Raw genomic sequence first — 13,579 nt, 5'->3', positions numbered from 1 at the left:
TGATCCCTGATCCCTGAATCCTGCCCCCTGGGGTTCACCCCTCGCTCTCGCGCCGCTCGGGGTCGAAACTGTCCCACCGCCCGCACGCCGGGCAGCGCCAGAAGAACTGCTTGGCCTTGAATCCGCAACTGCTGCACTGGTAGCGCATCATGCGCTGGCTGTGCGACGCCACCAGGCTTTTTTCCACCTGCAGCAACTCGCGCTGTTCCGGCTCGGCATTGATGAGTTCGGCTTCCAGCAGGCGATCCAGCGTGCGCAGGGTCGGATTGCGCCGCAGTTCCTCGCGCGCGAGCTGGCTGGCTGCCGCCGCGCCTTCGGTTTCAGACACCGCCAGATACAGGGCGTTGAACACGTCTTGCGAGGGTTGCCGGGCATACAGCGCACGCAGCCACTGCACACCTTCTGCCAGCCGTCCCAACTGGCGATAGCTGCCGAGCACGCGATCGACCACCAGCGCCATGTGCGACGTGTTCTGCGTTTCGACCAGACGCCAGTCGGCAATCGCGGCTTCGTGGCGCCCTGCCGCCGCGTCGAGATCACCCGCCATCAGGTTGGCGCGCACCGACTGGCGATTAGTGGCCAGCGCCTGCTGCAAATGGGCGGCCGCGGCGTCGGGATTGCCCCTGGCCGCCTCCAGCAGCGCCAGTTCGCAATAAAAGTGAGCGATGTCGGCATTGAGCGGCTTGCTGGTGTCCTTCTCCAGCATGCGCGCCGCGTCGATGGCCTTTTGCCAGTCTTTTTCCTGCACGTAGATTTCCAGAAGATAGGTGCGCGCCTGCCCATGCTGCGGGGTTTCCAGCAGCTTGCCGAACACCTGCTCGGCGCGGTCGAGCAGCCCGGCCTTCAAGTAATCCTGGCCCAGTTCGCTCATCGCGCGCAGGCGCTGGTCTTCGGCCAGGCCTTCGCGTTCAAGCAGGTTTTCGTGCATGCGGATCGCGCGATCGAGTTCGCCGCGGCGGCGAAACAGGCCGCCCAGCGCAAAGTGCAGGTCGATGGTTTGGGGTTCGAGCTTGACGACTTCGAGAAAGGCTTCGATGGCCTTGTCCGGCTGCTCGTTGAGCAAAAAATTCAGCCCGCGGAAATACGAATTGGGCAGCGCACGCGATTCGGTCACCACCTGCCGAATATCCACCCGCGCCGCCAGCCAGCCCAGCACAAAAAACAGGGGAAACGCCAGCAGCCACCAGAATTCGAATTCCATGGCGGATTACACGACAGGCATGTCGGTGTGGATGATCGTGTCCGAATCAACGGCCCGTGATTTTTTGGCAAGTTCACGGCGCATGCGGATCTGGGTGGGCAGCAAGGCCAACACCCCCGTCAGCGCACCCAGTACAAACGCCAGCCCCAGCATGACGATCAGCGGCGCCTGCCACACATAGCCCAGATAGGAGTAGAAAGTGGCGCTATGGCTGTTTTTCAGGGCAAAGCCCAGCACCAGCAAAAACAGCAGCAGTTTCGCCGCCAGCCCCAGATAACGTGTGATATTTTTCATGGTTGATTGCGTCAGATTGGCGTCCATTCTACCGTTGCGGGCTGATTTCAAAAAGCACAGGTGAAAAAGAAAACGGCGCTCAACGCGCCGTTTTCAACAACCTGAGATCCCGCTCAGAGCGGAAAATCCACCCGGTCACGCAACTCCTTGCCTGCCTTGAAGTGCGGCACATACTTTGCCGGCACCTGCACGCGCTCGCCCGACTTGGGATTGCGCCCGAGACGGGCGGGACGGAAGCTCAGACTGAAGCTGCCGAAACCGCGGATTTCGATGCGCTCGCCACGCGACAGGTTTTTCGCCAGCGCGTCGAGAATCGTCTTCACCGCCATCTCGATATCCGCAACCGAAAATTGCGAATGCCGCGCCGCCAGTTGAGCAATCAGCTCGGACTTGGTCATGGATTACTCGGCGTTCTTGTTTTCGAGTTTGGCTTTCAGCAACGCGCCGAGGTTGGTCGAACCCGTGGCGGCCGCTGAGGAGTCTGCGGCAAGTTTCTTCATCGCCGAATCCTGATCGGTCATGTCCTTGGCCTTGATCGAGAGGTTGATCACGCGGTTCTTGCGATCGACGTTGATGATCATGGCTTCGATTTCATCGCCTTCCTTGTAATGGGTGCGCATGTCTTCGACACGGTCACGCGAGACCTCGGATGCGCGCAGGTAGCCTTCCATGTCGCTGTCCAGCTGCACGGTGGCACCCTTGGCTTCCACGGTCTTGATGGTGCCCTTGACGATGCTGCCCTTCTCGTGGCCGGTCGCGTAACTGGTCAGCGGATCGCCTTCGAGCTGCTTGATGCCGAGCGAAATGCGCTCGCGCTCGAGGTCGATGCCCAGCACCACGGCTTCCACGTCCTGGCCCTTGCGGAAGTTGCGCACGGCTTCTTCGGCGGGGACGTTCCACGACAGGTCGGACAGGTGAACCAGGCCATCAATGCCACCCGGCAAGCCGATGAACACGCCAAAGTCGGTAATCGACTTGATCGCGCCGCTGACCTTGTCGCCCTTCTTGTGGTTCATCGAGAAGTCTTCCCACGGGTTCGACTTGCACTGCTTCATGCCGAGCGAGATGCGACGCTTGTCTTCGTCGATATCGAGCACCATGACTTCGACTTCGTCGCCCAGCTGAACGATCTTGGAAGGGCTGACGTTCTTGTTGGTCCAGTCCATTTCGGAGACGTGCACCAGGCCTTCGATGCCCTCTTCGATTTCGACGAACGCGCCGTAGTCGGTCAGGTTCGCGACCTTGCCGAACATGCGGGTGCCCTGCGGGTAGCGGCGTGCGATGCCGACCCACGGATCGTCACCCAGCTGCTTGATGCCGAGCGAAACGCGGTTCTTCTCGGTGTCGTAGCGCAGGATCTTGGCTTCCAGTTCCTGGCCAACGTGCACCACTTCGGACGGATGCTTGACGCGGCGCCATGCCATGTCGGTGATGTGCAGCAGGCCATCGATTCCGCCCAGGTCCACGAACGCGCCGTAGTCGGTGATGTTTTTCACCACGCCTTTGACGATGGAGCCTTCCTTCAGGTTCTCCATCATCGCTTCGCGGTCGGCACCCATGGTCTCTTCCAGCACGGCACGACGTGACACCACGACGTTGTTGCGCTTGCGGTCGAGCTTGATGACCTTGAATTCCATTTCCTTGTATTCGTAGGGCGTGGTGTCCTTGACCGGACGCATGTCCACCAGCGAACCCGGCAGGAAGGCACGCAGGCCGCCCACCAGCACCGTCAGGCCGCCCTTGACCTTGCCCTGCACCATGCCGGTGACGATGCGGCCTTCGTTCATCGCGGCTTCCAGATCCAGCCATGCAGCCAGTTTCTTGGCGCGCTCGCGCGACAGCTTGGTGGCACCGAAGCCGTCTTCGATCGACTCGATGGCGACCGCGACAAAATCACCGATCTTGGCTTCGATTTCGCCCAGATCGTTCTTGAATTCTTCAATCGGAATCAGGCTCTCGGATTTAAGGCCGGCATTCACCGTCACGAAATTGCTGTCGATGTCGATGATTTCAGCGGTGATGACTTCACCCTGACGCATTTCCTGGTGAACCAGGGATTCCTCGAACAGGTCGGCAAAGCTTTCCATCGAAGCGGGAGCGGTAGCAGTAGACATTAAAACCTTCAGTCCGCCGGTGAGGACGGGGTTAGTTGCACATCGCCAGCCTGCGGGCGCAGAACTGACACGAGACTCATTACATCAATTACCTTGTTTGCTGTGGGCCTTGCATAAATCATAGTGCGCCAGCACCTTCTGCACCGCCGTCTCGATGCCCATATGGGTCGTGTCGAGCAACAGCGCATCGGCGGCGGGTTTGAGCGGCGCCACGGCGCGGGCCGTGTCGCGCGCATCGCGCGCTTGCATATCAGCAACAAGGGCGGCGAGATTAGCAGAGTTCCCCTTTTCGATCAACTGCTTATACCGCCGCTCGGCGCGCGCTTCGGCACTGGCGGTGAGGAAGACCTTGGCGACCGCATCTGGGAACACCACGGTGCCCATATCGCGGCCGTCGGCCACCAGCCCGGGGGCCTGCCGATAGGCGCGCTGGCGGTCGAGCAGCGCCGCGCGCACCGCCGGCAGCGCCGCCACTTTCGAGGCGCCGTCACCCACCGCTTCGGCGCGGATGGCATCGGTGACATTCTCCTCTGCCAGCCACACCGCGCCGTCGCGAAAGCTGGCCGGCAACTTTACCGCCAGCGCCGCCACGCCCGCTTCGTCGTCCAGCGCCACGCCGTGCTTCATCGCAGACAGCGCGGTCAGCCGGTAGAGCGCGCCGCTGTCGAGGAAATGAAAGCCGAGTGTGGCCGCCACGCGCTCGGCCACGGTGCCCTTGCCCGATGCCGAAGGGCCGTCGATCGCGATGACAGGAATGTTCATTGGGCAATCTCCGCAAGAACCTTGAAATACGCCGGGAAGGTCTTGTTCACGCACGCCGGGTCGTTGATGCGCACCGGCACGCCGCCGAGCGTCACCAGCGACAGGCACATCGCCATGCGGTGGTCGTCGTAGGTGTCGATGATGGCGTTCGGAATCAGTGTTTCCGGCGGGGTGATGCGGATGAAGTCCGCGCCCTCTTCCACCGTCGCGCCGACCTTGCGCAGTTCGGTCGCCATCGCCGCGATGCGGTCGGTTTCCTTGACCCGCCAGCTGGCGATGTTTCGAAGCGTGGTGACGCCGTCGGCAAACAGCGCCACCACCGCGAGCGTCATCGCGGCGTCGGGGATGTGATTGCAGTCGAGGTCGATCGCTTTGAGGCGACCCTCTTTGGGAGAACGCGCCTCGATCCAGTTCGGCCCCATCGTGATCTGCGCGCCCATCAACGCGAGGGCGTCGGCAAAGCGCACGTCGCCCTGAACGCTGTCCTGGCCCACGCCCTCCACCCGCACCGGGCCGCCGCCGATGGCGCCCGCCGCCAGGAAATACGAGGCCGACGAGGCATCGCCTTCGACGTGGATCTCGCCCGGGCTGCGATAGCGCGCATCGGCCGCCACCGTGAAACTTGCCCAGCCGTCCTGCGCCACCGCCACACCGAAGCGGCGCAGCATCGCCAGCGTGATGCCGATGTAGGGCTTGGAAATCAGCTCGCCGACCACCTCGACCGTGGTGGCTTTCTGCCGCAGCGGCAGCGCCATCAACAGGCCGGTGAGGAACTGGCTCGACACGTTTCCGCGCACCTGGGCGCAGTCGCCTGCCGGCGTCGCCGGATGAATATGCAGCGGTGGAAACCCGGGTTTGCCCAGGTAATCAATCTGCGCGCCGAGCTGTTTGAGTGCGTCGATCAGATCGCCGATCGGCCGCTCGTGCATGCGCGCGACGCCTTTCAACACATAGTCGCCGCCACAGAATGCCAGCGCAGCGGTCAGCGGGCGGAATGCCGTGCCCGCGTTGCCCAGAAACAATTCGGTCCGCTTGACTGGAAACGCGCTGCCCATGCCGCTGATGCGCCAGTGATGGTTACCGCAATCCTCGACCCCGACGCCCAGCGCGCGCAGCGCCGCCAGCATGTGGCGCGTGTCGTCGGAATCGAGCAGGTCGTGGACCTCGGTCACGCCGTCGGCCAGCGCCGCCAGCAGCAGCACGCGGTTGGAAATGCTTTTGGAGCCGGGCAGGCGCACCGTGCCGCGCGCCACGCTGCATCCGGGCAAATCGAGAAATTCCATCAATCCTGAGTCTCAATCCAGTGTTCACGCGCGTTGCGGGCGCGTGAAAACAGCGTCAACAATGCCTCGGCGTCTTCCCCAGCCACAGCCTCACGTAGCGACTGCAGCGCCGCGACATAGGCGTCCAGCTCGGTCAGCAGCGCCTCCCGGTTCGCCAGCGCGATGTCGCGCCACATCTCGGGGCTGCTGCCGGCAATGCGGGTGAAATCGCGGAAGCCGCTGGCAGCGAAGCGGAAGAAGGTGTCGCCGTCGGCACGCTGTGCGAGTTCATCCACCAGCGCAAACGCGGCCAGGTGCGGCAGGTGGCTCACCGCGGCAAACACGCGGTCGTGCAGCGCGGCCTCCAGCATTTCGACCTGCGCGCCGGCCGCTTCCCACAGCGCCCGCACGGTGGCGAGCGCGGCGGCGCGGGTATCGGCCTGCGGCGTCAGCACCACTTTTTTGCCCTGGTACAGATCGGCGCGCGCGGCGCCGGGGCCGCTCTGTTCGGATCCGGCAATCGGGTGGCCGGGCACGAAATCGGCGGCCCGCGCGCCGAGCGCCGCGCGGGCCGCCGCCACCACGTTGGCCTTGGTACTTCCGGCGTCAGTGACGATGGCGCCGGCCTTCAGATGCGGCGCAAGCAGTTTCAGGACGGCTTCGGTCTCGCCCACCGGCAGCGCCAGCAGGATGCAGTCGGCCTGGCCAGCCTCGGCCCAATCGACCGCGCGGTCGATCAGGCCGAGTTCGCGCGCAACGGTGAGTCGCGCCGGATTGCGGCCGACCCCCAGCACCTCACGCACGGCGCCGGCCTGTTTCAATGCCAATGAAAAGGAGCCGCCGATCAGGCCGGGACCGACGATGGCGAGCGTGTCGACGATCACGGGCAGGCTTTCAATGCGTCGAGAAAACGGAGGTTCTGCCCGGCAAGGCCAACCGACACGCGCAGAAACTCAGGCAGGCCGTAATTGGCGACCGGACGCACGATGACCCCGCGCTTCAGCAATTCGGCATTGATGCGCGCAGCGTCGCCGACTTTCGCCAGCAGGAAATTGCCTTTAGACGGCACAGTTTCGATGTTCAGATCTGCCAACCCTGCCACCAGTTGTGCCATGCCGGCGGCATTCAGCGCATAGCTGCGCGCGAGGAATTCGGCATCGTCGAGCGCGGCCTCGGCGGCGGCGAGCGCGGGCAAATTGACATTGAAGGGGTGGCGCACGCGGTTCAGCAGATCGATCACGTCGGGATGCCCCACTCCGTAGCCCACCCGCAGCCCGGCGAGGCCATAGGCCTTGGAAAAAGTGCGGGTGATGAGCAGATTGGGAAAACGTGCCAGCCAGGCTACGGTGTCGAGGCGGTCCGAATGTGGCAGGTATTCGCCGTAGGCCTCGTCCAGCACCACCAGCACCTGCGGCGGCACGGTTTCGAGAAAGGCCTCGATCTCCGCCCACGGCAGGAAGGTGCCGGTCGGATTGTTGGGGTTGGCGATCCACAGCACGCGGGTGTCGTCGCGGATCGCCGCGCGCATCGCGGCGAGGTCGTGGCCGTAATCCTTCGCCGCCACCGCGATGCCCTGCGCGCCCACGGTCTGCGTGGCAATCGGATACACCGCGAAGGCATGCTGCGCATACACCGACGAGGTGCAGCGCGCCAGGAAGGTGCGCGCCGCCATGTCCAGCACGTCGTTGGAGCCGTTGCCCAGCACGATCTGTCCGGGTGCGACGCCCAGTTTTTCCGACAGCTTCGCCTTCAGCGCAAACCCGGCGCCGTCGGGATACAGCGCCATGTCGACCAGCGCATCCTGGGCCGCTGCCAGCGCCAACGGGCTGGGGCCGAGCGGATTTTCGTTCGACGCCAGCTTGACGATATCGGCTTCGTTCAGCCCCAGTTCGCGCGCGAGTTCGGAGATGGGTTTTCCGGGTTGATAGGGGGCGATGCCGCGCACGTACGACGGAGCAAAATCACAACAGCTCATGACGAGGCAGCGGGGTAGGAGCCAAGAATTTTCAGGAAAGCAGCACGCGCCTTGATTTCGGCCAGCGCGCCGGCCAGTTTGGCCTCCTCGCGATGGCCTTCGCAAACGACGAAAAACAGGTATTCCCAGTTGCTTGAACGCGCCGGGCGTGATTCGAGCTTGCTCATGGAAATGCCGGCATCGGCAAGCGGCTGCAGCAGTTTGACCACCGCGCCCGGCTGGTTGTGCGCGCCCATCACCAGCGAGGTTTTGTCGCGCCCGGACGGCGCAGCATCGGTTTGCCCCAGCACCAGGAAACGTGTGGTGTTGCTGGCCTCATCCTCGACGCGCTTTTCCACTACCGTCAGGCCATACAGTTCGGCGGCGGTTTCCGAGCCCAGCGTGGCGGCATCGGGCTCGGCTGCGGCGCGGCGCGCACCTTCGCTATTGCTGACCACACTCACGCGTTCGACGTTGGGAAGATGACGGCTTAGCCACTGCTGACACTGGGCGAGCGATTGCGCATGGCCATACACCCGCTGAATACCGCCAAGGCCGCCATGTTTGCGCATCAGGGTCTGGTGGATCGGCAGCATTACCTCGCCGCAGATTTTCAGCGTACTTTCGACGATGAGGTCGAGCGTGCGGCCGATCGCGCCCTCGGTCGAGTTTTCCACCGGCACCAGGGCAAAATCTGCGCGGCCGGTTTCCACCGCCTGAAAACAGGCATCGATGTCGGTCTCGGCCAGTGCCTCGACCTCATGGCCGAAATGCTTGTGCACGGCCTGCTGGCTGAAGGTGCCGACGGGCCCCAGGTAGGCAACGTGGGGGGTTTCTTCCACTGCGCGACACGCCGACATGATTTCGCGGATCAGCCGCTCAATGGTGTCGCCCGACAGCGGACCGGGGTTGGCTTCGCGCAGGCGCCGCACGATCTGCGCCTCGCGCTCGGGACGGTAGATTTTTTCACCATTCTTGGCGCGCCCGACCTGCTGGGCGATGCCCGCCCGCTCCGACACCAGCTGCAGGATGGCGTCGTCGATGCTGTCGATGCGCGCACGCAGCGCCTTCAATCCTTCATCCATCGCGTCAGGCGGCAGGCAGATAGCGCACGGCGAGCACACCGGTGATAGCGGAGAGTTGCTGCATGACGGCATCGGTCGCGGCGCTGTCGACGTCAACCAGCGTATACGCCATGTCGCCCTTGGACTTGTTGAGCATGTTGTGGATGTTCAGTCCGGCGGTGGCGAGCACCGACGAAATCTGCCCCACCATGTTGGGCACGTTGGCATTGGCAACCGCGATGCGGTATGCGGATTCGCGCGCCATGCTGACGTTGGGGAAATTAACCGAATTGAGGATATTGCCGTTTTCAAGATAGTCGGCAAGCTGTTCGGCCACCATCACCGCGCAGTTCTCTTCGGCCTCCTCGGTGGAGGCGCCAAGGTGCGGCAGCGCCACCACTTTGGCATGGCCTTTGAGTGCGTTCGCCGGGAAGTCGCAGATGTAGGCGTGCAGCTTATTGGCGTCGAGCGCCTCGATCACGGCGACGTTGTCGACCACGCCTTCGCGCGCGAAATTCAAAAGCACCGCACCGGGACGCATCGCGCCGATGCGCTGGGCGTTGATGAGGTTGCGCGTGGCGTCCAACAGCGGCACGTGCAGCGTGACGAAGTCGGCCATGCGCAGCACGTCTTCGACGTTCTCGGCGCGCTTGACCTGCGACGGCAACCGCCACGCAGCATCGACCGTGATCGCGGGGTCGAAGCCCACCACGTCCATGCCGAGCTTGATCGCGGCTTCGGCAACATAGGAGCCGATCGCGCCGAGGCCGATCACGCCGAGTGTGCGGCCCGGCAGTTCAGTTCCGGCGAAGTGCTTCTTGCCGGCTTCGGTCGCCTTGTGCATCTCCTCGTCGGAGCCCGTGAGGCCTTCGACAAAGCTAATCGCGGGCACGATGTTGCGCGCGGCCAGCAGCATGCCCGCGATGACCAGTTCCTTCACCGCATTGGCGTTGGCACCCGGCGCGTTGAACACCGGCACCCCGCGTTCCGACAGCTTCTTGACCGGGATATTGTTGGTGCCGGCGCCGGCGCGAGCGATTGCGCGAACCGTCGCCGGGATATCCATGTCGTGCATGTTGGCCGACCGCACCAAAATGCCGTCCGGGTCGGCAATGTCGCCGCCGACGGTGTAATGCTCCGGCAGCCGCGCCAGCCCGCGCGCGGAAATGGCGTTGAGGGTGAGAATCTTGCGCGGCTCAGCCATGGCTTTTCTCGAATTCGCCCATGTAATCGACCAGTGCGCGCACGCCCTCGACCGGCATGGCGTTGTAGATCGACGCGCGCATGCCGCCGACCGAGCGATGGCCTTTCAGCTGGATCAGGCCGAGTTCCTTGGCGCCCTTGAGGAAGGCCTCGTCGAGCGCGGCGTCCTTCAGGGTGAAGGGCACGTTCATCAGCGAGCGGTTCTCCTTCGCCACCGGCGAGCTGTAGAAGTCGGTCGCGTCGAGCGCGTCGTACAGCAGGTTCGCCTTCTCGCGGTTGGTGTTTTCCATCGCGGCGAGGCCGCCGCGCGCCTTCAGCCACTTGAACACCAGCCCCGCCGTGTATAGGGAAAAGGTCGCCGGCGTGTTGTACATCGACTCGTTGTCGGCGTGGATCTTGTAGTCGAACATGGTCGGCGTGCCGGGCACGGTCTGCCCGATCAGGTCTTCGCGCACGATGACGATGGTGAGCCCGGCCGGGCCGATGTTCTTCTGTGCACCGGCGTAGATCACGCCGAACTTCGACACGTCGATCGGCCGCGACAGGATGGTCGACGACATGTCGGCCACCAGCGGCACGCTGCCGGTCTCCGGGGTCCAGAAGATTTCAACGCCGCCGATGGTTTCGTTCGGCGTGTAGTGCACGTAGGCCGCATCGGGATCGAGTTTCCACTGGTCCTGCGTCGGCGCGTAGCTGAAGTGCTTGTCTTCGCTCGTCGCCACCACGTTCACCGCACCGTAGCGTTTCGCTTCCTTGATCGCTTTTTTCGACCATTCGCCAGTGTTCAGGTAGTCCGCACCGGTTTTGCCGCGCAACAGGTTCATCGGCACCATGGCGAACTGGCTCGACGCGCCGCCCTGCAGGAACAGCACCTTGTAGTGGACGGGGACGCCCATCAGCTCGCGCAGGTCGGCTTCCGCTTCCGCCGCGATGCCCATGAATTCCTTGCCGCGGTGGCTCATTTCCATCACCGACATGCCGCTGCCGTGCCAGTTGATCATCTCGGCCTGCACCTGCAATAAAACGTCCCTGGGCAGCACGGCCGGGCCGGCGCTGAAGTTATAGATCGTCATGCTTTACTCTCCCAATTCTTCTTCGTTGTCGGTTTCAGCCACTTTTTCCAGGCTGATCAGCTTTTCACCCTTGTCCAGGTTGATCAGCGTGACGCCCTGCGTGGAGCGGCTCATTGAACGGATTTCCTTGACCCGGGTACGGATCAGCACGCCACCGGTGGTGATCAGCATGATTTCGTCGTCCGGCTTGACCAGCGTGGCGGCGACCACGCGGCCATTACGCTCGCTGGTCTGGATCGCGATCATGCCTTGCGTCGCGCGCGCATGGCGGGTGTATTCGCCAATTGGCGTGCGCTTGCCGAAGCCGTTTTCAGTCGCGGTCAGCACGAAGTCGTTCTCGTCTTCGGCCACCAGCAACGAAATCAGCTTTTTGCCCTTGGCCAGTTTCATGCCGATGACGCCGCGTGCGGTGCGGCCCATCGGGCGCACGTCGTTTTCGTCGAAGCGCACCGCCTTGCCGCCATCCGAGAACAGCATCACATCGTGGCGGCCGTCGGTGATCGACGCGCCGATGAGGAAATCCTTGTCGTCCAGACCCACCGCGATGATGCCGGCGGTGCGCGGACGCGAGAAGTCCGACAGGGGCGTTTTCTTGACAATGCCGTTGCTGGTCGCCATGAACACATAGTGATCGTCGTCAAAGGCCTTGACCGGCAGCAAGGCGTTGATCTTTTCACCCTCCTCCAGCGGCAACAGGTTGACGATGGGCTTGCCGCGCGCGCCGCGCCCGCCCTGCGGCACGTTGTAGACCTTGAGCCAGTAGAGGCGGCCGCGGTTGGAGAAGCACAGGATGTAGTCGTGGGTGTTGGCGACAAACATCTTCTCGATGAAGTCTTCGTCCTTGGTGCCCGCCGCCTGCTTGCCGCGCCCGCCGCGCTTCTGCGCGCGGTAGTCGTCCATCGGCTGGGTCTTCATGTAGCCGCCATGCGACAACGTCACCACCATCTCTTCCGGCTTGATCAGGTCTTCCATCGACATGTCCTGCGCGTTCTCGACGATGGCCGAGCGGCGCGCATCGCCGAACTGCTCCTGGATCTGGGTCAGCTCGTCGCGGATGATCTGGGTGATGCGTGCCGGGTTGGCGAGGATGTCGAGCAGGTCGGCGATCTTCGCCATGATCTCCTTGTACTCGCCGATGATCTTGTCCGATTCCAGATTGGTCAGGCGCTGCAGTTGCATTTCCAGAATGCGCTGCGCCTGGATCTCGGACAGGTGGTAGCCGTCGGCGTGCAGGCCGAACTCGGGACCGATGTTCACCGGACGCGAGAACTCGGGATCGATGCGCGCCAGCATTTCCTCGACCATCGCCGACTTCCAGGCGCGGCCGAGCAGGCGCTCCTTCGCGATCACCGGGGTTTCCGAGCTCTTGATCAGCTCGACGATCTCGTCGACGTTGGCCAGCGCCACTGCCAGGCCTTCGAGGATGTGGCCGCGTTCGCGCGCCTTCCTGAGATCAAACACGGTGCGGCGGGTGACGACTTCGCGGCGGTGGCGCAGGAAGGCGTCGAGCATTTGCCTCAGGTTGAGCAGGCGCGGCTGACCGTCGATCAGCGCCACCATGTTCATGCCGAAGGTGTCCTGCATCTGCGTCTGCTTGTACAGATTGTTCAGGATGACGTCGGCGTTTTCGCCGCGCTTCAGCTCGATGTAGACGCGCATGCCCGACTTGTCGGATTCGTCGCGCAGGTCGGCAATGCCTTCGATCTGTTTTTCGCGTACCAGCTCGCCGATCTTGATCAGCAGATTGGCCTTGTTCACCTGATACGGCAACTCGTCGATGATGATCGCCTGTTTGCCGCCCTCCCTGCCCACATCTTCGAAATGGCAGGTGGCGCGCATCACCACGCGGCCGCGCCCGGTGCGGTAGCCGTCGCGCACGCCAGACAGGCCATAGATGATGCCAGCAGTCGGGAAGTCCGGCGCCTTGACAATGGCGATCAGCGACTCGATGTCGGTCTCGGGATCGTCCAGCAGCGCAAACAGCGCGGTGCAGATGTCGGTGAGGTTGTGCGGCGGGATGTTGGTCGCCATGCCCACCGCAATGCCCGACGAGCCGTTGATCAGCAGGTTGGGGATCTTGGTCGGCATCACCAGCGGCTCATGCTCCGAGCCGTCGTAGTTGGGGCCGAAATCGACCGTTTCCTTGTCGAGGTCGGCCAGCAGCTCGTGTGCGATGCGGGACATGCGCACTTCGGTGTAACGCATCGCCGCAGCGTTGTCGCCGTCGACCGAGCCGAAGTTGCCCTGGCCGTCGATCAGCGGGTAGCGCAGCGAGAAATCCTGCGCCATCCGCACCATGGTGTCGTACACCGCAGTGTCGCCGTGCGGGTGATATTTACCGATGACGTCGCCGACCACGCGGGCCGACTTCTTGTAAGCCTTGTTCCAGTCGTTGGAGAGCTCGTGCATCGCGAACAACACGCGGCGATGTACGGGCTTCAGGCCGTCGCGTACATCCGGTAGCGCGCGCCCCACGATCACGCTCATCGCGTAATCGAGGTATGAGCGCCGCATCTCGTCTTCGAGACTGACCGGGAGGGTTTCCTTGGCAAACTGTTCCATAACCGGCTTTGTTGTTGACTTAAAGCCCGTGATTTTAGCATGGTCGCCGGCTCCACCGGGCTTTGCCAAACTACGGCCAAACAGTGAGAA

At 63.3% G+C, this 13,579-nt stretch carries 12 protein-coding genes; all 12 read right to left on the bottom strand.

Going from position 1 to position 13,579, the window contains the following annotated elements; all coding sequences use genetic code 11:
- Positions 1-34: 34 nt before the first annotated feature.
- Positions 35-1,201 (bottom strand): lipopolysaccharide assembly protein LapB, encoded by a 1,167-nt coding sequence (gene lapB, locus ABW22_RS13140; RefSeq protein WP_059757476.1) that lies wholly within the window; start codon positions 1,199-1,201, stop codon positions 35-37.
- A gap of 6 nt (positions 1,202-1,207) precedes the next feature.
- Complete coding sequence (locus ABW22_RS13135) at positions 1,208-1,495, bottom strand: LapA family protein (protein ID WP_059757719.1); 288 nt, start codon at positions 1,493-1,495, stop codon at positions 1,208-1,210.
- Between the two features lie 113 nt (positions 1,496-1,608).
- Positions 1,609-1,893 carry an integration host factor subunit beta gene (locus ABW22_RS13130; protein WP_059757474.1) on the bottom strand — a complete coding sequence of 95 codons (285 nt, stop codon included), beginning with the start codon at positions 1,891-1,893 and terminating at the stop codon, positions 1,609-1,611.
- Positions 1,894-1,896: 3 nt separating this feature from the next.
- Entirely contained in the window at positions 1,897-3,609 is a 1,713-nt protein-coding gene (gene rpsA, locus ABW22_RS13125) for a 30S ribosomal protein S1 (protein ID WP_059757471.1), read from the bottom strand.
- Between the two features lie 84 nt (positions 3,610-3,693).
- Complete coding sequence (cmk, locus tag ABW22_RS13120; protein ID WP_059757468.1) at positions 3,694-4,371, bottom strand: (d)CMP kinase; 678 nt, start codon at positions 4,369-4,371, stop codon at positions 3,694-3,696.
- Positions 4,368-5,654: a 3-phosphoshikimate 1-carboxyvinyltransferase gene (aroA, locus tag ABW22_RS13115; protein WP_059757466.1), complete on the bottom strand. Its 1,287-nt coding sequence runs from the start codon at positions 5,652-5,654 to the stop codon at positions 4,368-4,370. The genes cmk and aroA overlap by 4 nt, the downstream gene beginning before the upstream one ends.
- Entirely contained in the window at positions 5,654-6,517 is an 864-nt protein-coding gene (locus ABW22_RS13110; protein WP_059757463.1) for a prephenate dehydrogenase, read from the bottom strand. The genes aroA and ABW22_RS13110 overlap by 1 nt, the downstream gene beginning before the upstream one ends.
- Positions 6,514-7,608, bottom strand: coding sequence for a histidinol-phosphate transaminase (hisC, locus tag ABW22_RS13105; RefSeq protein ID WP_059757461.1), 1,095 nt, complete (start codon positions 7,606-7,608; stop codon positions 6,514-6,516). The genes ABW22_RS13110 and hisC overlap by 4 nt, the downstream gene beginning before the upstream one ends.
- Positions 7,605-8,672: a prephenate dehydratase gene (gene pheA, locus ABW22_RS13100; protein WP_059757458.1), complete on the bottom strand. Its 1,068-nt coding sequence runs from the start codon at positions 8,670-8,672 to the stop codon at positions 7,605-7,607. Before pheA ends, hisC begins: the two co-directional genes overlap by 4 nt.
- Before the next feature lie 4 nt (positions 8,673-8,676).
- Positions 8,677-9,855 carry a phosphoglycerate dehydrogenase gene (locus ABW22_RS13095; RefSeq protein WP_059757455.1) on the bottom strand — a complete coding sequence of 393 codons (1,179 nt, stop codon included), beginning with the start codon at positions 9,853-9,855 and terminating at the stop codon, positions 8,677-8,679.
- Positions 9,848-10,927, bottom strand: a complete 1,080-nt coding sequence (serC, locus tag ABW22_RS13090) for a 3-phosphoserine/phosphohydroxythreonine transaminase (RefSeq protein ID WP_059757453.1) — start codon at positions 10,925-10,927, stop codon at positions 9,848-9,850. The genes ABW22_RS13095 and serC overlap by 8 nt, the downstream gene beginning before the upstream one ends.
- Positions 10,928-10,930: 3 nt before the next feature.
- Complete coding sequence (gyrA, locus tag ABW22_RS13085; protein ID WP_059757450.1) at positions 10,931-13,489, bottom strand: DNA gyrase subunit A; 2,559 nt, start codon at positions 13,487-13,489, stop codon at positions 10,931-10,933.
- Positions 13,490-13,579 lie beyond the last annotated feature (90 nt).

The organism is Thiobacillus denitrificans (assembly GCF_001530125.1).
Classification (GTDB): domain Bacteria; phylum Pseudomonadota; class Gammaproteobacteria; order Burkholderiales; family Thiobacillaceae; genus Thiobacillus; species Thiobacillus denitrificans_C.
Note: the sequence above shows the minus strand (reverse complement) of the source record. Positions and strands in the feature narration are given on the sequence as shown.

What these genes read in the sequence shown, in the direction of transcription:
- lapB (WP_059757476.1), bottom strand. Translation starts at nt 1,201, where the DNA reads ATGGAATTCGAATTCTGGTGGCTGCTGGCGTTTCCCCTGTTTTTTGTG.
- rpsA (WP_059757471.1), bottom strand. Translation starts at nt 3,609, where the DNA reads ATGTCTACTGCTACCGCTCCCGCTTCGATGGAAAGCTTTGCCGACCTG.
- cmk (WP_059757468.1), bottom strand. Translation starts at nt 4,371, where the DNA reads ATGAACATTCCTGTCATCGCGATCGACGGCCCTTCGGCATCGGGCAAG.
- gyrA (WP_059757450.1), bottom strand. Translation starts at nt 13,489, where the DNA reads ATGGAACAGTTTGCCAAGGAAACCCTCCCGGTCAGTCTCGAAGACGAG.
- ABW22_RS13095 (WP_059757455.1), bottom strand. Translation starts at nt 9,855, where the DNA reads ATGGCTGAGCCGCGCAAGATTCTCACCCTCAACGCCATTTCCGCGCGC.
- aroA (WP_059757466.1), bottom strand. Translation starts at nt 5,654, where the DNA reads ATGGAATTTCTCGATTTGCCCGGATGCAGCGTGGCGCGCGGCACGGTG.
- serC (WP_059757453.1), bottom strand. Translation starts at nt 10,927, where the DNA reads ATGACGATCTATAACTTCAGCGCCGGCCCGGCCGTGCTGCCCAGGGAC.
- hisC (WP_059757461.1), bottom strand. Translation starts at nt 7,608, where the DNA reads ATGAGCTGTTGTGATTTTGCTCCGTCGTACGTGCGCGGCATCGCCCCC.
- ABW22_RS13130 (WP_059757474.1), bottom strand. Translation starts at nt 1,893, where the DNA reads ATGACCAAGTCCGAGCTGATTGCTCAACTGGCGGCGCGGCATTCGCAA.
- pheA (WP_059757458.1), bottom strand. Translation starts at nt 8,672, where the DNA reads ATGGATGAAGGATTGAAGGCGCTGCGTGCGCGCATCGACAGCATCGAC.
- ABW22_RS13135 (WP_059757719.1), bottom strand. Translation starts at nt 1,495, where the DNA reads ATGAAAAATATCACACGTTATCTGGGGCTGGCGGCGAAACTGCTGCTG.